The organism is uncultured Aquimarina sp. (assembly GCF_947500065.1).
In the GTDB taxonomy this organism is placed as follows: Bacteria; Bacteroidota; Bacteroidia; order Flavobacteriales; family Flavobacteriaceae; genus Aquimarina.
Window position 1 is genome coordinate 1,037,948 of sequence record NZ_CANMQT010000001.1, and the last position, 19,256, is coordinate 1,057,203.

The following is a 19,256-nucleotide window of genomic DNA, read 5'->3' on the forward strand; positions in this document are numbered from 1 at the left end:
ATGAAAGAAATATTCTTATTCGAATTACAATATCGTCTACGTAGACCTGCTACCTGGATTTATGCAGGATTGGGACTCGCTATGGCTCTTTTGATTGCTGTTTTTCAGGAATCATCGACTGCTCAGTTTGTAAATAGTCCTAATAATATTGCGGGGATTATTGGTCCTATCTCCGTTATATCCATTTTCTTTTATGCAGCCATAATGGGAGTTCCGATCTTCAGAGATAAAGACCATAAGACTGCACAAACCTATTTTACATTTCCGATTACGCAAAAATCATATGTGTTAGGAAGATTTTTTGGGAGTTTCACAATAGTTACCCTATTGAACATCTTTATTGTCCTAGGAGCCATTATAGGTTTTACTACAGGAATGTATCTGGATAGACCTGATTATGGAGATTATGATGCTTTTAATCTATCATCCTATCTATTGCCATTCATATTCACTTTACAAGTCAATGCATTTCTTATAGGGTCTCTCTTCTTTTGTTTGATGGCCTTTTTTAAGAAAATGCCTATTATATATCTTGGAGGAATGTTTTTATTTCTATTATACAGTATTTCAGGAAATTTACTTGCCAGCCTTGATAATCAGTGGCTAACAATATATCTGGATCCATTTGGTGGTAGAGCGTATAGTTTTATTAAGAAATATTGGTCGATAAACGAGCTAAACACAAATCAACTACCCATTTATGGTAAATTCTTATTAAATCGAATGCTTTGGTTAGGTGTAGGATTCATACTCTTCTTACTAACTTTATTTAAGTTTGATTATAAGAAATTCTTGACTTCTAGTAAAAAGGAGAAGAAGACTAAAGATGGTGGACTTGTACCTTCTTTTACAGGTGCTATATCGCAAATTTTTAATAAAAGAACAGACAGAAACAACTTACTTTCTTTAAGTAAAATTGAGTTTATTTCTATTATTAAAGACCCTGTTTTCATCATCTTGATTATAATTGGAATCATTCTATCTTTAATTACCATTTTTAATGCTAATGAATTATATGGAACTCCTAATTTACCACTTACAAGACTTGTAACGACCTATATTTCTGGTGGAATCTCTCTTTTATCCATTATTATTTTAATCATCTATTCTGGAGAAGCAGTTCATAGGACTCGTAAAAACAAGACTTTTGTGTTTTATGATGCCTTACCAATTAACAATACCAGTTTATACTTTTCAAAAGTTATTTCACTACTTGGTATTGCCATAGTATTAGCATTTGTAAATATTCTAGTTGGAACTTTATTTCAAACATTTAATGGCTATTTTGGGTATGAGCTAGGAATGTATGCTGTTTATAATTTCGCATTAATTCTTCCTAGTTTTATTGCTACCATATTCTTGTGCTTCTTTATTCATGTGATGGTCAATAATAAATTCTTAGGTTATTTTATTATCATATTAATATACATTGGACTTCCACTATTGGTTGGATTGGCTTTTAAGAGTAGTAATCCACTTCTTGTTTTCAATGGTTCAACTCCATTTTTCTTGAGTGATTTGAATGGTTTTGGTCATTATATGCATGGTACTTTTGCTTTAAGTCTCTATTGGGCCTTAATGATGGCAATATTATTAGTAGTTGGAACGCTATTCTGGAATCGCGGATTCTTTTCTAGTGCCAAAGAGCGATTAACTCTAGCCAAAAGAAGATTAAATTTTAAAATGATCGGAGCATTAACCATGGTGATCATTGCTTTTGTATCCGTAGCAGGCTATAGCTATTATAACTTAAAAGTATTGAATAGTATTGAAGATGGAGATTACTTTAATGAAATAGCGGCAGATGCAGAAAAAAAATATTCAAGATTAATTAATCAGGCACATCCGCAGGTTACCGATTTAAAAGCCTATATCGATGTGTTTCCCGACAAAAGAGCCCTAAAAGCTACTGGAGAGTTTAAGTTGATTAATAATTACGACACTCCTATTGATACACTATTATTAAATGTTCAATATCCTGCAGAACATACGCAATTAGGAGAAATCATCTATAATGGTGCGCCCATAAAAGCGGTAGTTTCTGATACAGTTAATAGAATGTATTTCTATAAATTACCTACTACATTACAACCAGATGATACAGCAGAATTATCAATTTCTATGTCTGCTGAAACCAAAGGCTTTGCTAATGGTATAGAAACACAGGTATTAAATAATGGTACATTTCTAAATAATTCTATATTTCCTAGTTTTCACTATGATAGAAGTCTTAGTGACAATGGTACCAGAAAAAAATATGACTTAGAAAAATTAGATTATCTATTCCCACCAAGAACAGATTCTATTGCTTTAAAGAAGAATCTATTTAATGAGGATGCTAATTATATCAATTTTGAGGCTGTAGTAAGCACCTCATCCGATCAAATTGCGATCGCACCCGGTAAATTAGTCAAAGAATGGAAAGAAGATGACAGAGCTTATTATCATTATAAGTTAGAATCCCAGACTGATTTATTCTTTAATGTAGTTTCCGCTAGATATGATGTAGAAAGATCCAGTTGGACTGCACCTAGTGGTAAAAAAGTAGACATAGAGATCTATCATTCTCCTAAGCATAAAAGAAACCTGCAACACTTTATAGACGGTACTATCGTAGCATTAGACTATTGTTCTAAGAATTTCTATGAGTATCCTAATTCTGTAATCAGAATTGTAGAATTCCCTGCGCATTCTACCTTTGCACAATCTTTTGTAACCACAATTCCATATTCAGAGAATTTTGGGTTTGCTGCAGATTTTGATAAGGCAGAAGATTTTAATTATGCTTTTAGAGTAACCGCTCATGAAGTTGCACACCAATGGTGGGGACATATTGTGACGCCTAGTAAAACATCAGGAGCCAATATTATTTCTGAAACCTTAGCTGAGTATTCTTCATTGATGACTATGAAACATGAATATGGGGAGAATGGAATCAAAAACTTTCTGAAGTATTCTCTGGATGAATACCTCCGTAGTCGTGCCTTTAGTTTTAAACCAGAACGCTCTTTAATGAATGTTGAGACTGGTGGATATATTTGGTATAGAAAAGGATCCATGGTCATGTATGAATTACAAGACATCATCGGTGAAGAAAAAATCAATACAGCTTTAAAAAGCTTTCTAAACGAATATAAACATTTTGAAAAAGGTGTATATCCTACTTCAGAAAATCTATATGAAGCCTTGTATAAGGTAGCACCGGATTCTCTTAAATATTCTGTGGATGATGGCTTTAAAGAAATTGTGTTATATGAAAACATAACTAAAAAAGCTAAAACCAAAAAACTGGATAACGGCAAGTATGAAACTACTTTTACTGTAGATTCTAAAAAGATTTACTATGATGATAAAGGAAAAGAAGAACGTACTGATGATAAAACAAACTATATAGAAATCGGTTTGTTTGGAGAAGATATTGTAGACGAGAAAGAAGTACCTCTTAAGAACCCATATTATCTGGAAAGAAAATGGTTACAACCTGGCGAAAATACGTTTACCATCATCACTGATGAGAAACCAGAAAAAGCCGGTATCGATCCTTATAATAAATTAATAGACAGAAACTCTAATGATAATCTACGCAGCGTAGACGAATAAAGGTTTACTATTTCAAACCGTCAATTCGAGTGTTTTTCTGTAATAAAATGAAGGAAAAATGTACTTCGACTGGCTCAGTAGAGCTATCGAGAATAGGTTTTTGATAAAGATTTAGTTAGTTGAATGTTGAAAATCACGATAAAAAATAGCTGTTTTATCGTGATTTTCTTTTGGATTTATTTTAGTAATGTCAATTTTTCTATTGACGTACAATATTATTACTTATTGACCTGCACTTTTTTCACAATAGAAGATCCATCTTTTAGTACTATTCGCGCCATATAAAGACCTATATTTAAACGCTTTACATCCATAGCGCTCCCATCCAAATCAATGACCTGTGAGGCTACTTTTTTTCCTTGTAAATCAAATAATTCTACACTACTAATTTCCTGATTTTTAGAGCTTCTGAAATGTAACACATCCTTTACCGGATTTGGATACATACTAATATTATCAGTATTAAATCCCGATAACTCAACACTATTTTCTTCAGCATTGGTATCTTCAATATCACTTTCTTCTTCCGCCATTCCCAACATACCTCCGCCTCCAATAGGAATAGGACCACCACCTGATCCTCCTGTGGCAACAGTAACATTAATACTTCTACTAACAGTGACACCGCAGCTAGTTCCGGTTACTCTAATAGTATAGGTGCCACTAGAACTTGGTGATTCTACAACAATTCCGGCCTGATTTGTACCACTATGGAGATTCCAGGAACTAGGCACTGTCCAATTAAAGTTAGAAATTCCCAAAGTACTGCAATTATAGACAATCAAGTTATTGGGAGCTGTGCTGGTAGGCCCAAAAATTTCAATATTTCTTCTACCAAAAGAAATAGTTTTAGTTGAAAAATTACTGTTTATATCGCAAGTAGAATTAGCATTAGCTCTAACACGTATTTGTCCAGCACCAGCTCCTGTAGAAGGTGCTCGTAGTGTTATCGTTCTTGATGTGGTTGTTATTGCATTAGTTGTATTATTGACTCTCCATCCAGTAGGCACTTCTACCCTATAAGATGAGGCACCCGATACGGCAGAGATTGTATATGTACCACTACTATTACTACATAAAAAAGAGACACCTGCTAATGATGGAGTTGGTAAACGGACTCCTCCAACTACCACAGAACGAGAAGTAGAAGATGATTGTCCCATGTTTCCACATACAGTAGTAGCAGAAATATTAGCAATACCTGGTGTAGATCCTAAATTAACTAAAATAGAGGTTCCTGAAAAACTTCTTATTATTCCATTAGGAAGTCTTACCGTCCAATTAGCAATAGGTTCGCAAGGAATTGTATCTATTGGACCTGGATTAGGATCCCCTGGACCCGTAGGAGTAATTTCTCTAATTGTACCTGGATTAAAGAAAAAGGCAGCATTAGCATTACAAGCCACATTGGTAGGGCCCGAAATTGAACTAGGAGTTTGTGCTGTAATATTGCCAAACGACAATAGAAACACAGACACTAGTAACGTTAAAAAATTTATGGATATTTTTTTCATGTGATTACGAATTAATAATGATTTAATGAATAGTTTACTTCCATCTATTTTGAATAAACCAATCGTACTAGGGTGCACCAAATGGAGAGGTCTACATTCAAAATAAAGGATAAGGGGATCTTTATGAATATATTTTCAATTCATTATTTAGTGTTCAAATCTTATGGATCCATTTACCTAATTAATAAATAGAGATGTACACTAATTAGACCTTTTTTCTAGAAGTAAAACTATGCAAAGTACTGCATTATCTCCCCACCCTATTTGGGTGGTTTTTGTAAGCCATTATTTTATAAGTCACGTTCGATATAAGGAATTGATTAAAAAAAGTCGGCAAAATGAGTGATTTTTCGTAGCAATCTATCGATGAAGCCTGTATTAAGCTAAATCGAAATGTTCGAGGTGACAGGAGCAAATTAGCCTACCCACCTAAGCGAATCACTCTAACCAGCATAAATTTTCTTAGGTCAAACTCTGGTTTATAGGATTATTTTATCCAGCGTTACTTTTTCTTTTTGGTTATAAAGGTTGATACATTGTACTTTTTTGGTTTCATTTTCCAACCCATAGTTTGTGTAGATGGTATATTTCATGAATTCAGGATTAAGAGCAGAAACATTATCTCCAAAGGATTGTACATTTATAATCCATTGTCCAGGCATCGCCCTATCGATTATGAATTCTTTAGACATTACTCCAGATTCTACCTGAGACAACATTTCTTCTTTATTTACCTGAAATACGTGCTGCCAGACATAAAATTTATTCTTTGGATTCACAAATTGTAACTCAAATTCTGATTGGGGATCACTCCATTCAAAAACAATACGAACCGGTATTCCTTTCACCTCCAGAAATTTTTCGGGAACATCCTCATAAGATATTTCGGATCTATGTAAGTTTAATAATCGTTGAATTTCCGACTCTGCCTGTTCTGCTATTTCTTTAAAATCGGTGGTAGTTTGTTCATTTTGCAATATTTTCTTGTAGAGTTCGAATGCCGGTTGATATTTTTTAATTTCCACATATATACGTGCCAGATCCAAATAGGATTGTGCAGCATTCGGAGCCAAATCAAAAATACGTTCATAGAGCAATGTAGCTGTATCGTTTCTTCCTAAAGCTTCAAGCTTAAATGCCAGTACTCGTAGTGCTTGCGGATTATCAAATCCGATTTCTGCAATATTAGACAAGATTTGATTCGCAAAAACAGTATCCCACCTCGTAAAATAAGAAGCGCTATAACTATAAAAAGGAATGCTTAGCGGGTACTCTTTTCTTAGGCGATCATACACTTCTTTCGCTCCTGCATACGTAGTACTATTCCATAAAGGCTCTAAATATTCTGGTCTGTTATCATTAACATCCATCAGGAAACTAGATTTTGTATAATCATTTCCTTTTACCAATAAATCATTGATTGGTTTCCCGTCTTTATCATAACCTCTTTCACTGGATTTAGTAGTGATCACAAAAATCCCACCTCTTCCTGCTTCTCCATACCGAACAGCGCCTGTTACGCTGCTAATCACAGATATTCTTTTAATCTGAGAGGGTTGCAGAAATATTGGTGTTGTCTGATACTGCGCCCCATCAACAACAAACAGCGGTTGCCTGTCATTATTAAAAGAACTATTACCACGTATTCGATAGGTAGCATTATCGCCAAAGCCAGACACCTGTACTCCTGGAAATCTGGATCTGATCAAATCAGCAAGGTATATAGCAGACTTAGGAAAATCTTCTTCCTCTAAGGTATAGGTGGCATACCCTACAGCGTTTTTATTTACTTTCCTTCCGCCTATATCCACTTTTTCTTCCGGAGCTTTATTCTCTTTAGCATCCAGCAATACTTCTTCTAAAACAGTATACTTAGAAACCAAATCTATGGTAAGGTTTTTAATCGCATCCAAAGTTACTTCCTGGGTGATCATCCCAAAAAACTCAAATTTCAATACATCTTCATTTCCGGCATTAATAGTAAAGCTCCCTTCAGGACTTGTAACTGTTTCAATAAGACTTCCTTTTACAGAAACTTTACACCCTTGTATGGGTTCTCCATTAGAATATACAGTTCCACTTACTAACTCGCGTGTTTTATCAGTCTGATACACATTATTATCCTCTACCTCATTCAGAATCTTAGGAATCGCTTCTTCTACGGGTATTTTTGCCAGATTAAGATAGTATCCCTCACTATCCACAGCTAATTTTTGTAACAACCGGTCATTAGCATTAGATGTGTGATTTATATAAAAAACAGGAATATCATAGACAGGAGTCGGTATCCCGTAAGTAACATAACCATCACTGACTACGATATATTGATCAGGTGCGTCCTTCTGTTTAAAAAGTGGGGCAAAATTAGTCGCTCCATTATATGATAGGTTAGACAGAGATTGCATAAGTTGATCACTCTTGCCTTTTTCTATGGTAAACTTTTGTGGTTCATGAATGATATCAGAAAAGGTAACGAGCGTTACCGTTGTCTTTCTGATTTTCTTCAGGTATCGTTTTAAAAATTCCAAAGTAGTCGTTGGATCGTTTTTTCCTGCAGACAGCGAAGTATCCCAATACAATAGGATATTAGCAGGTTTTTCTCTCTTCTTTACTTCTGTTTTTCCTGCCGGATATGAGATATCCAGACTAAATGCCATACCTACATCATTAAATCCTTTCCATTGATCCTGACTGATATATCGCAGATAAGATCTACCTTCTTTTGAAGCACTAATAGAAAATTCTACCTGTTCTCCATATACCTTTATCAACTCTAAACTAACGATGATATCATCGCTTACCACAATGTTATATCCCGAAAGATCTATGATCTCTTCTCCTTTTTTTCTGGTAATCGTATGATAGACATTACTAGTAAGCAGGTTTCTACCTGGTTTTTTCTTATTAGATTCATAAACATTGACCCGTACCAGCAGACTATCAGTATTATTCTCGTGGATATTAAATTTTAGCTGTAGTAATTTAGAATTCTTATTTCTGATCTTAATTCTGGTGGCAATTTCTCCTCCTAGCGCCTGTTTATCCTTCCAGTAGCCAATTATTCCAGTATATTTATAAGAGTTCCCAACGGTTTTTTCCTTTCTTTTGGCTGCTACTATCGTAGCGGCTTCTAATTCATAGATTGTGGATTCCATAAAAATTGTATTGCTCTTTGTTAAGAGCTCGAACAACTGATCCACGGATAACTGTATTGTCTCATATCCCAGACTAGACAGCTGTACTATGTCATTCTTTCCTATTGCTTCCTCGTCATATTGTAAAAAGACATGTCCATCCTGATCACTTACTGTACCAATACCTTTATCCAGAAAACCAATATTAACAAAAGGAATTGGTTGTTGCGTGGCACGATCCTTCACATACGCATCTATAGTAATCTCATATTGAGCAGTTACCAGTGTACTCATAGATAGTGTACATATTAGTAACAGTATACTTTTTAGTTTCATGGGTATTGTCTATTTATACTTTTTGTAGTGTTATTGTTTTTGCTTTATCTGATGTAGGCACGTAGACTACTATTTTATCTTTATGAATTTCTTTGATCACTAAGGCTTCTTCTCTTTTGGATCGATTATAAAATAACACCAAAAAATAGGTGTCGTCAATCTTTTCTATTTTAGTAAAATTACATGCTAAGTTATTAGGGTCCGTTCGTGTTTCGCAAGAGCTTTTTTTAAGATCTATAATGGTTTTTTCTGTTGCATCATTTTTGATCAGAAATGAATGCCCTTCTACCTCTGATAAATCAGCATGCATCTGCGTTGGAACTAGTTTCATTAATTGTAGTATAGGATGATTCTCAAAAACGTAATCATTAACAGATTCTTCTGTAAAAAATAGTACATCTCCATTAATCTTGAACTTAATAACCAGATCTTCAATACGACCCGCATGCTCCATATCGCGAGTGAAAGCACCTTTTCGATAGTTTATTTTAGTTTTGGTAGTAGTATAAAACTGATCAAAATTATAAATGTTTAGTTTTCGTTTTTCGAATTCGTAGACATGGCAGGTACTATATACCTCTGCCCCATTATACACAATCCACTTACCAGTTAATTTCTGTGCTGTAGCACTTAGCGAAAAGCATAATATCATTAATACTATGATCCTATTCTTTATGAAATATAGTGTATCCTCATTTTTGTGATCCATGGTTCTTTTCATTCTTTCTTTACGCTAATCTCTTAAAACTTTAATTATCATTGCTATTAATCTTTTCCTGATGCGTTTGGGCTTTATTGTGTCTCATTAATTCTTTTGGCACCTCATTAATTACAGTTTTTCCACCCTTTTTACGCCTTTGCTTTTTGATAATTCTTTGGGTTTTATCCAGCCAATAGATATAATCGCCATAGGTTATATCATCCATGTAATCTACTGTAATAACATCTGAGGAATTAATAATTTTTTTGTATTCACGGCTATCTATCTCTACCTTTTTTCCATCCATCATCCGTACTTTATGATTGTCTGATGTTATGATCATATGAGTATGTGTTAACGGTTTGTTTTTAGAAGCTTTCAATTCATCGCCGATAGTATCAGTAGGTACTTGCAATTTCTTTATATATCCTGAGGTGGTTCTATGATTTACTGGAAAACTCATCATATAACAAATGTGTTCTATTCCTGATCTGGCAACCGTAGTGTTAATTTTGTCAATTGTACTATAAAGTATTCTTTTATCAGCAAAAACATAGGCACGATCAATACGATATTTATTTTTCTTAAGCTCTACTGTAATTTTATTAGGGTTTTTAACCTGATCCCCTCTCGTATTGTAGATATGGTTATTGTAATCCATATATATGAAACCATACCTAGATTCTTGATAACCCTTCATCTTAAAACCCTTATGATCTGGTAACATGATTTGCTCTGGTGATTGAGCATACAATTGCACAGATAATAGTAAGATGATGAGTATAAAGATGTTTTTCATTTGCTTGTTTTATGTCACTATCTTAAAAACCGTAGCGCTGGATATTTAATTTCTGTTTCTTTTTTTATTTTATAGGTATTATACACAACAAAAACGATATTTATAAGATACAGAACCCCAATTATAGATAAAAATGAGAATTGTGAACCTAATCCAGGAAGTTTATCACCAAATATATTAATAACCCTTAAAATGGTAAGAAAAGCTAGGGTCTGAAATGTAAAAAATATAATTGACCAGGTTATTTGAAAATTCAATATTTTTTTACCTAAGGTATCTGCTCCAATAATCGTATTTCTTTTAAGCACCCAAAAAATTAAGGGTACAATAATCCCTAATAAAGGAAAAAGTAAAAATGTTAATGAAGATACATTAAGCACCATAAGAAAAGTAGTATCTTTCCTCTCCGACCAATCCATTAATTCATCTGGAGTTACTTTTAATACACCAGCTATTTTTTTTAAGGTATCACCTCTAGGTTCACTTTCACTGTTTTCAATTCTTTGAATAGTTCGAAGACTTAATTTGGTCTCTTCTGCCAGACTTTCTTGCGTAAATCCCAATCGGGTTCTTAGCTCTTTTATTTTTCTTGATAGTTCAGTATTCATTCTATAAAAGTTACATTAATATACAGACAAAAGTATTGGAGGTATCCTATATATTGTTGCGTCTAGCATACGCCTTTTTTACGTCATTGTTGTCAATTCCTTTGTTTATGGTACTTAACTGATTCTCTCTAAGGCTTATTTGCTTACAATAAGACTTTAAAATAATTTATAGTTCTAACTTCTCTAATATAGTGTCTGTTTATAATGAAATGTTACCGCTAGGATTAAAAAAAGGTTGTTTTGTTTTTAGATTGGTTGGGTTTGGAAAATCTCAGTCCTCAAAAAACCGACATTAAAAAGAGAGGTAATTCTAAAAGGTATAATGTAGTGTAAACACAAAATGCCTTGGTAAAATATTACTTCTGTAAATATTGGTTGAAAAATCTGAGGTTTGTATCTGTTCAAAGTTTTTCTCATTTAACAAGTTTTTAAATTTTACATCGGCTGACCAAGATGTGTTTTTTGGTCTATACGTTGCGTTCATATCCAGAAATATAAAATCTGTTGATTCATTGGTGTCAGGTAAATAATAATCCGTGTTTATAGAAAACAACCATTGTTTATTTGGTTTATAAATAGCTTCGAAACTATTTCGTAATCTACTATTTCTAAATGAAGCTTGACTCTCACTTTGGGATATAGAAGTTTGCCAATTGACGGAATTTTCAAAATCAATAGGAATGTCTAACGCTGTTTTCCAAGCAACTCCATATTGATAGTAGTTGGTTTCATTATTTCGTATATCAGAATTATTCACAATGTTGTTATATTCAGAAAAACTATAAATTCCAGAAAACTCAATAGTAGAATCTATAAATGATAAGTATTTAGAAATGTTTATATTGGCATTCCATCGAGAATTATCCAAAGGCAAAAAGAAATATTGAATATTGGTTTGATTTTGATCTACCGTAAAATTTGAGAAAAAACCACCTTCCGAATATTTATAACTAACACCTGCCGTCATTTGAAAAAGGGTAAATAAATCATTTTTATGATAACTTAGACTATATAACTGATGTTTTATTAGCTCTAAACTAGGTATATGACTTATAGTTCTTCGATTATCAATTACAACAGGATTGGCATAACTATGCGCTAGCGCATTAGAAGTTTGATTAAAACTTGCTTTGACAGAAAAGAACGAATTTGAATTAATCGTATACCAAAGAGATAACGATGGCTCAAAAACAAGATCATTATTGGTATTTTCTGTACTGTTTAATTCATTGGATATCTTTTGTTTCAGATATCGCAAGGAATATGCTGGTGACAGTTTCCATTTACCCAACCTAAAATGATATCCACCAGATGAATACACTGAATGTCGATTATATTCGATGTCATTCATCACATTTTCTTCCGAGTTTTCTCCAATTAAAGTCCTAGCTGATAATAGGGAACGAAACGGGCTTGTGTCATTATTGGCACCAATAACAATGTGATATTTGTTTTTACCAAATGCTCCTAAAAAAGTAACCGTTGTGTTAAGATAGTTTCGTTTAAAACTGCTGTCTTGCTGATCCCCAATTGACGAACTGGTAAAAGTTGATGGGGTAAGATTATATTGTTGTTTTATAGTGTTAGAGGCGTGTTTCACCGATAATTGCAAAGCTTGTTTCTGCGATATTTTTTTTGTAAATAATAAACGCTGTTTCACATAGAAATCTTCAGTGTCTAATAATGATGTGGATGTATCCGTACCGTTCTTAATGATGGCAACAGGTGTTTTAATATTTTCTTGCCTTCCTCTTAACGTATATTCTAATAACGATGTTTTAGATGTATTGTATTTGATCTCTATATCTGCACGATATTGTTCAGGTTTTTTTCTAATCACTGTATTATCCGAAGTTTCAAACGCTTCATCATCAAATCGGTATTGGTCAATAAAGAGTTGATTACTGGTGATCTTATCATTGAGAAAGTATAAATTAGTTTTGACACTAACTTTTCTTCCTACTTTTATAATTTGATTGTAGTTCCCAAATACTTGATTGTTAATATTAATGCGTTTGGTGTCTAAAATGCTGTAAAAACGAGATTCGGGTATCACTTTTTCTGCATAAAAATTAAGCTCATTTCGTTCTTCTACACTAGTAGAAAAACCAAAATAATCAAACGGCGTATTATTAACTCCAATATTATTATACGCTAATGTGCTAAAAGATTTATAATTCTTTGTGATCCCAAGAACATTTGCGTTAAGAAAATAAGCCTCGTCATCTGCTTCAAAAGCTCCTGAACCCACATCTGCATTACCAGAAAAATCAATACGATTATTTTTTAGTTTTAGGTTAAGTGCTACTTTACCATCATTTTCTATTCCTTTGAGCAATGGATTTTCTGAATAGTTATCTATCGCTTCGATTTGATCTACGATATCAACATTTATGTTCCGTGTACCTAATGTATAATTAAATCCAAACAAGTTATCACCTTCGAGCATCACGGTTTGTACCGATTTACCTTTATAGCGTATTTCTCCAGAATCTTCGTTCACTTCGATTCCAGGTAATTGTTTGATTACATCCTCTACTTTGCGCTCATCCCCTTTTTTATATGCATCCACCTTATACACCACCGTATCTTTTTTGATTTTAAACGGTTTTTCTTTAGCAACGACAAACACTTCTTCTAACTTGGTAACATCCTCTTTTTTCAAAGAAAAATCTATAAGGTATTTTTCACCCTTAACAGGTTGATTAATTTGTTTACTGGCTCGTTTATATCCAGAAGCAGTTAGTTCGATCAACAAAGTATCATATACTTTTGTTAATGTATAGGCATACTCATAGGTGTTAATCATTTTGTACTCTACAATTTTGTCCGGCTCACTTACTTTTTTAATCACAAGCATAGCATTAGGAATATGTTCGCCTTGAGATCCTGTCACCGTGCCTTGTATAGTTTGTGCAACAGTTAGTTGAACCAGTAGCAAAAATCCAATACTGGTATATATTCTCAAAATAGATGGTAGCTTCATTAATTGGTAGAAAAAATGATTGGTTCAAAATCTAGATCATCATATCTCGTTCGTATTTCACCTTTGGATTTAGTTTCATAAAATTTGAAAATCCTCCGATACTTATCGATATGATCTTTTTCTAATTGTTCGATAGTAGCTAACGGAATATTTTTAGAGATTTCTATTTCCGGGAGGCTCGGTATTTGTTTGATAAGTATTGCTTGATAAACCATAGAGGTTCGATTAGCTGAATCAAATTCAATATGAGCTTCCAAAATGAGGCCAGGCAAACCATAAAATTTCCATGGACCATCACTAATGGCAAAATCATTGGTAAACCAAGCCGCAATTGTTCTATTCTTATAGGTTGAAGAGGCTTTTTGAACAGTGTATCCCAATATTTCTTTTTGTTCACCAGTAATTTGCCAATCAAATTTAGGAAGAATTGAATCCTTTACTTTATAGTAAACATTTTTTTTATAATTAGCTCCCCATGTTTTTTGTTGAAATGATTGAGTTATAGTATTTTTAATTATTAGTTTTCCCAAACTATCTCCTTTTACTTCATTTCCAGATCTTTCTCCATTTTGATAGTCTTCTTCTTTTACCTCAGTGCTTCTGCCATTAATGACACGATTCTCCAAAAAAATTGATTTTTGAGTATTGGTATAAAGTGTAGTTGGACAAATACGATTTTTACCCCCATCAAATTCGTTGTGTTTAATTCTTTTATACTCTATTTGATAGGTTTGACCAAAAGAGTAGTATATACTAAAGAATAAGATTATAAATATGTGTGATAGTGTTTTCATATGTAAGCTGGTTATAATAAGAAATAAACTTGCCTATTTAATTTGAGATAGGCAAGTTTATATAAAAATTTAATCCTTATTCGGCTGGTTGAACCCCTTCCTTGAATTGTTTGATTTCATCTTGATTGGCACTCCAAGCTCCAAAACAGGTGCTTGCTGTGTTGGTAACGGTAATAGTATGAGATTGATCTCCAGCCTCAACTGTTTCAGTTGTGGATACAGTACATTCATCAAAATCTAAACTGCTCTCAGAAGAAGGTAATGAATTACCTGCGAAACTTAGGGTTCCAACGAGCATTAAGGCTGTAAATAAAATTGATTTTTTCATTTTTTATAAATTAAAATAATTTGTACCTACTCTATTGAAAAGGCTTTTCGGTTTCCACCTTACGTTGCGCAACGGTTTATTTTTAGATGACTAGATCTTTATATTAATTAGATTGTTAGAAATAAAACATCCTCATCCAACTCTACCTTTTTGGTAGGCAGGCTATCCTTCAAAGGAGAGGAGCTTTTGCTTTGGGCTTCGAGAACCTCAGCCCTCACAAAATCTCCTCTTACCAACTCAACTGCTAAACAATTAATACACTGCCAGCTCCGTATATAATGGATCACTTTGTACCATACCCAGCAAGCGTTCTTTAATCATACATTTCTTTTTACGAGTATATCCTTCTGTATATTCCATGTTTTCTGCGATCTCTCGCATGCTTTTTCCTTCAAAAAATAATCTCAGTACATTTTTACTACTATCACTCAATCTTCTAAAATGCTTATGGTATACATCTTCTTGATGTTCTTCTATCATTCTATCCGTTACAGAAAGTGATGGATCTATTGCATTATCTATTACAAATTCATTGTACTCCAGCATACGTTTTTTACGTAACCGATTTCTCCACATATTTTTGCAAACCCCTATAAAATAAGAGTGAATAGATGTTTGAAATTCTATCTCCCCAGCACGTAGTTTATGATACACCAGTACCAATGCTTCCTGAAAGAGATCTTCTACATCTTGTGTAGTGCCACGATACTGTTGTATCAACCTTTTTACAACTGGCAGATTTTTCTTATAAAATGCTTTAAGAATAACACTGTCTCCAGCGATGATTCCATCTATAATCTGTTGATTTTTTGTTGAGTTCATGTGTTGTTTTCCTTACTTGTTATTTCTTAATTTATTAGCTTTTTTACTTTGGACTTCGGGTACGTTAGCCCTCATGTTTTCCCCAAAATATCAACCTATAAATCCTATATTTCTCCTTTAGAATTAGGCATAAAAGTACCCTTTCGATATCCCGAAACACCGTTTATATAGCCTGCGAACCTATAGTTGCAGTGGATTATTTTTATGGATTATTTAGATCTTTTCGATAGTTTGATCCTTAGATTTTTTATTCCCTATTGTTACCATTCTATTATTTTCTGACTTTTTGCTTCGGGCTTCGAGAGCCTCGGCCCTCGTGTGCTTAGCTTGTCGAAGTACAGTCCTCGTTCTCCCGTGCTGAGCGAAGCCGAAGCACAGGGCACATATTACCAAAGTAACCCTTTTTCATAGTGTTTCTAAGTGTTACATTACCATTTATAAGCATCGTTTTAATACTCCTTACCCCTATAATAAGCACTTCTAGGGATCAATTTGAACCTTATAAGCGTTACATAATAGCTTATAAGGCTCGATGTACAGGTTATCAACCCTATTTCTAGGGGTTAGAACTAGTATTATAATCCTTGGAAATAGTTCATCGATCCTTCGAAGTGCTATTGGTTGGGGCAACCACTATTATTATATACCTCATAAGGCTTATGCTAAGGGCTCTATTGGTTATGGTAAGCCTTGTATCCTATACACTAAGAAGTGGTGTCCTCGTTGTCACTGGTAGTCGTAGCAGTAGCTTTGCTGAACAATACTTTCATATCCTCATATACCGGTTTAGCTCCTGGTTCATTTTCTCCTGCCAGATAGCGACTCATACGATAAAAACTTAATGCATTGGTATAATTATCGTGATCTAATAAGGTTTTGGTGTCTACTAATTGTTGTGATAGGTTTTCTAATAACTGTACTCGATTTTCTACTTGTGTACGTGCCAGGTAATCTTTATCAAACTCTTCTTTATCCAGAAAACTTGGTATCCAATTGGGATGTTGCTCCATATAGTTTTTTGCTTTGTCTACGATCAGCTTGTTTTGATTGGCGATACGCCCATATTGTCTACGTTGATCTGGAGTAAGGTTTACGGTCTTACCGTTTAGGATTTGCCTAATCCCCAATAAATGCCCATCTAGTTGTGTTAGTTCTTCTTCTGTAAAGCTTACGCTTATCAAGTTTTCTAATGCCATTACGGAATTCTATAAAATTACTATTCATTTTTACTGTAGTTTTGCTACTGATCAGATTTTGGAACTACGTTTTTGTTTCGAGACAAATATATGGGCGAAAAATGCGTTAGTGCAAGGGAAGGTAGTCGTGATTCATAAATTGATAGGTACTAATTTATAAAATGAAGCCATTAAGAAACCTACTTAAAGAACAGTAAATTAGGACTTTCACTTTTTTTTATTACAATAGTGATTGTATATTTGGATTTTATAATTATTCAAAACCTGAAACGAGATAAAAATTACTTCTAAATAAAAAAGCAAATAATAATTATGAAGATATGGACTTCTAAAAGAAATTTTTTTTTCTTAATTATTTTGTTTTGCATTTCCAGTAATTTTTTGGCGCAAGATTCTGTTTTAAATCCAGACAATATTCTTCGAAAGCCTATAAACATTATTAAAGTTAATGATTCATTACTTGATAAAACATATGTTGAGTTAAATTCTTTAATACAAAAAAATAAAAGTAATTCGGTACTTTCCAAACTATATACTGATTCCTACTTAAAGAAAGCTAAAAAGGAAAAAAATCTTCTTGAGATAGCAGAAGGATATTCTCACATTGCAAAAATATCTAATGATAAACTTGTCATTAGATATCTTGATAGCTCTATTACAATTACGAAAAAAATTAAAAACGAAAGGTTTCCTGGAATAGGCTACATAAGAAAAGGAGTCTATTATTTTTCTAGAGAAAATTATAATAAAGCTCTTAAAAATTATTTGATAGGTTTACAATATGCAAAAGATAACAACAATGTTCGTCAATTAATTGCCATTAAACACAATATAGGGTTATTAAAAAATGCTTTAGGGAGTAAAGAAGAAGCCCAAAAAGCTTTTAAAGAGAACTTAACATTTATAAAAACTCAAGATACCATAAATAAATATCTGGATAGTTACATTATAACACTTTTTGCGATATCAGATACTTATCATAGAATGGATTTACCAGATTCTGCAACATACTATGTAGATAAGGGATTAAGTAAAAGTTTTAGGCATCAAAACAAGTATATGTATACAAGGTTCCTATTACTGAATAGTGTTAACAATTATGAATTAGGATTCTATAAAAAAGCACTTGATACACTCTTTAAAGTTGAAAAAGATTCGGAATTAGATGAAGCTAATAAAGTATATTGTAATTTACAAATTGCAAAGGTTTTAATTAAAACTAATAATCAAAAAAAAGCAATAAAGTATTTAAAAAAAATAGATTCTATTGTAAAACCTGAAAATTATACTCCGGAAAAAAGAAGAGCCTTTGAGCTATTAATTGATTACTATAAAAAAAATAAGGATATTGATCGTCAGCTTAAAACAATGACTAAACTCATTACTATGGACAGCTTGTTTAACAGTAATAATAGTAATATCAAATCTGATATAGTAAAAAACTATGATACCACATTATTAATTGACGAACGTAACGTTATTATTCATAAATTAAATCAAGAAAAAGAGAGATCTAGAATTGTTGTATACATATTTATTGGAATTATATTTATTTTAATTTTTTTAGTAGGAAATTATTATAGAACTCAAAGATTATATAAGCATAGGTTCTCTAAACTTCTACAAAATCAGAATAGACCAAAAACAGAGCAAACAAATCAATTAAATGAAGAAAAAACAACATCAGGATTAGATATCCAAGAAGATGTGATTCTAGATATTTTGGATAAATTAACAATATTTGAACAAAGACAAGATTTCCTTAATCCTACTATAAAAATGGGAACAGTAGCCAAAAAATTAAAAACCAATTCTTCATATCTTTCTAAAATAATTAATATCCATAAAGGAAAAAACTTTGTTAATTATGTGAATGATCTAAGAGTTGATTATTGTATTGAAAAATTAAAATTTGACAAAAAATTTAGATTATATTCGATTAAATCAATTTCAGAAGAAGTAGGTTTTAATAGTGTCCAATCATTTTCTAGGGCTTTTTATAAGAAGACTGGAGTATATCCTTCTTTTTTTATTAAAAACATTAGTAATCAGTCATTTACTAAGAATAATTAATCCTTTTTTTTATTTTTGACACTATCAATTTATAAATTGTACATGGTAGTTTCTATTGAAGTTTCATTTATAATTTTAATATACATAAGTTTATGCCTACATAATTTAAAAATAGTAAAATGAAAAATTACAGAAATCCAAAAAGTAAACTAAACTTAAAAAAAACATCTATTGCTAAACTTAATAAAGGTGCTCAAAGTAAAATTGTAGGAGGAAGTGTTAATCCTGAAGGAAGTGTATCTGGGTTGGGTACTGAAACAGATTGGACAATGGGCACAACGACAAATTAATTTTTACATATTATCGACTTAAATAATCCAAACTTATCTCTTAGTTTGGATTATTTAACTTAAGTCATTTAATCAA

At 32.6% G+C, this 19,256-nt stretch carries 13 protein-coding genes; 3 read left to right on the forward strand and 10 right to left on the reverse strand.

Features of this window, described 5'->3' with window-relative positions; translation table 11 throughout:
- Entirely contained in the window at nucleotides 1–3,600 is a 3,600-nt protein-coding gene (locus tag Q0975_RS04665; protein ID WP_299433800.1) for a M1 family aminopeptidase, read from the forward strand.
- Nucleotides 3,601–3,818: 218 nt separating this feature from the next.
- Here the strand turns inward: Q0975_RS04665 and Q0975_RS04670 are convergent, their stop codons facing one another.
- The 10 genes from Q0975_RS04670 to Q0975_RS04715 all read right to left on the reverse strand — a co-directional run bounded on the left by Q0975_RS04670 (nucleotide 3,819) and on the right by Q0975_RS04715 (nucleotide 16,817).
- Nucleotides 3,819–5,114: a T9SS type A sorting domain-containing protein gene (locus Q0975_RS04670; RefSeq protein ID WP_299433803.1), complete on the reverse strand. Its 1,296-nt coding sequence runs from the start codon at nucleotides 5,112–5,114 to the stop codon at nucleotides 3,819–3,821.
- 479 nt (nucleotides 5,115–5,593) lie between these two features.
- Entirely contained in the window at nucleotides 5,594–8,542 is a 2,949-nt protein-coding gene (locus tag Q0975_RS04675; RefSeq protein ID WP_299433829.1) for a carboxypeptidase-like regulatory domain-containing protein, read from the reverse strand.
- 55 nt (nucleotides 8,543–8,597) lie between these two features.
- Nucleotides 8,598–9,305 (reverse strand): hypothetical protein, encoded by a 708-nt coding sequence (locus Q0975_RS04680; protein WP_299433831.1) that lies wholly within the window; start codon nucleotides 9,303–9,305, stop codon nucleotides 8,598–8,600.
- A 28-nt stretch (nucleotides 9,306–9,333) separates the two neighbouring features.
- Nucleotides 9,334–10,083, reverse strand: a complete 750-nt coding sequence (locus Q0975_RS04685; RefSeq protein WP_299433833.1) for a hypothetical protein — start codon at nucleotides 10,081–10,083, stop codon at nucleotides 9,334–9,336.
- 17 nt (nucleotides 10,084–10,100) lie between these two features.
- Entirely contained in the window at nucleotides 10,101–10,691 is a 591-nt protein-coding gene (locus Q0975_RS04690) for a helix-turn-helix domain-containing protein (protein ID WP_299433835.1), read from the reverse strand.
- Between the two features lie 310 nt (nucleotides 10,692–11,001).
- Nucleotides 11,002–13,677 carry a hypothetical protein gene (locus tag Q0975_RS04695; RefSeq protein ID WP_299433837.1) on the reverse strand — a complete coding sequence of 892 codons (2,676 nt, stop codon included), beginning with the start codon at nucleotides 13,675–13,677 and terminating at the stop codon, nucleotides 11,002–11,004.
- On the reverse strand, nucleotides 13,677–14,471 hold the full coding sequence (locus Q0975_RS04700; protein ID WP_299433839.1) for a GLPGLI family protein: 795 nt from the start codon (nucleotides 14,469–14,471) through the stop codon (nucleotides 13,677–13,679). Before Q0975_RS04700 ends, Q0975_RS04695 begins: the two co-directional genes overlap by 1 nt.
- A gap of 76 nt (nucleotides 14,472–14,547) precedes the next feature.
- Nucleotides 14,548–14,799: a hypothetical protein gene (locus tag Q0975_RS04705; RefSeq protein WP_299433841.1), complete on the reverse strand. Its 252-nt coding sequence runs from the start codon at nucleotides 14,797–14,799 to the stop codon at nucleotides 14,548–14,550.
- Between the two features lie 252 nt (nucleotides 14,800–15,051).
- Complete coding sequence (locus Q0975_RS04710) at nucleotides 15,052–15,621, reverse strand: sigma-70 family RNA polymerase sigma factor (RefSeq protein ID WP_299433843.1); 570 nt, start codon at nucleotides 15,619–15,621, stop codon at nucleotides 15,052–15,054.
- Between the two features lie 704 nt (nucleotides 15,622–16,325).
- Entirely contained in the window at nucleotides 16,326–16,817 is a 492-nt protein-coding gene (locus Q0975_RS04715) for a hypothetical protein (protein ID WP_299433845.1), read from the reverse strand.
- A gap of 312 nt (nucleotides 16,818–17,129) precedes the next feature.
- Between Q0975_RS04715 and Q0975_RS04720 the strand changes: the two genes are divergently transcribed.
- Nucleotides 17,130–18,890, forward strand: a complete 1,761-nt coding sequence (locus Q0975_RS04720) for an AraC family transcriptional regulator (RefSeq protein ID WP_299433847.1) — start codon at nucleotides 17,130–17,132, stop codon at nucleotides 18,888–18,890.
- Nucleotides 18,891–19,009: 119 nt separating this feature from the next.
- Entirely contained in the window at nucleotides 19,010–19,180 is a 171-nt protein-coding gene (locus Q0975_RS04725; RefSeq protein WP_299433849.1) for a class I lanthipeptide, read from the forward strand.
- Nucleotides 19,181–19,256: the final 76 nt, after the last annotated feature.

Bases quoted from the DNA above. Each gene is read 5' to 3' on its own strand.
- Q0975_RS04665 (WP_299433800.1), top strand. From the start codon at position 1: ATGAAAGAAATATTCTTATTCGAATTACAATATCGTCTACGTAGACCT.
- Q0975_RS04670 (WP_299433803.1), bottom strand. From the start codon at position 5,114: ATGAAAAAAATATCCATAAATTTTTTAACGTTACTAGTGTCTGTGTTT.
- Q0975_RS04675 (WP_299433829.1), bottom strand. From the start codon at position 8,542: ATGAGTACACTGGTAACTGCTCAATATGAGATTACTATAGATGCGTAT.
- Q0975_RS04680 (WP_299433831.1), bottom strand. From the start codon at position 9,305: ATGAAAAGAACCATGGATCACAAAAATGAGGATACACTATATTTCATA.
- Q0975_RS04685 (WP_299433833.1), bottom strand. From the start codon at position 10,083: ATGAAAAACATCTTTATACTCATCATCTTACTATTATCTGTGCAATTG.
- Q0975_RS04690 (WP_299433835.1), bottom strand. From the start codon at position 10,691: ATGAATACTGAACTATCAAGAAAAATAAAAGAGCTAAGAACCCGATTG.
- Q0975_RS04695 (WP_299433837.1), bottom strand. From the start codon at position 13,677: ATGAAGCTACCATCTATTTTGAGAATATATACCAGTATTGGATTTTTG.
- Q0975_RS04700 (WP_299433839.1), bottom strand. From the start codon at position 14,471: ATGAAAACACTATCACACATATTTATAATCTTATTCTTTAGTATATAC.
- Q0975_RS04705 (WP_299433841.1), bottom strand. From the start codon at position 14,799: ATGAAAAAATCAATTTTATTTACAGCCTTAATGCTCGTTGGAACCCTA.
- Q0975_RS04710 (WP_299433843.1), bottom strand. From the start codon at position 15,621: ATGAACTCAACAAAAAATCAACAGATTATAGATGGAATCATCGCTGGA.
- Q0975_RS04715 (WP_299433845.1), bottom strand. From the start codon at position 16,817: ATGGCATTAGAAAACTTGATAAGCGTAAGCTTTACAGAAGAAGAACTA.
- Q0975_RS04720 (WP_299433847.1), top strand. From the start codon at position 17,130: ATGAAGATATGGACTTCTAAAAGAAATTTTTTTTTCTTAATTATTTTG.
- Q0975_RS04725 (WP_299433849.1), top strand. From the start codon at position 19,010: ATGAAAAATTACAGAAATCCAAAAAGTAAACTAAACTTAAAAAAAACA.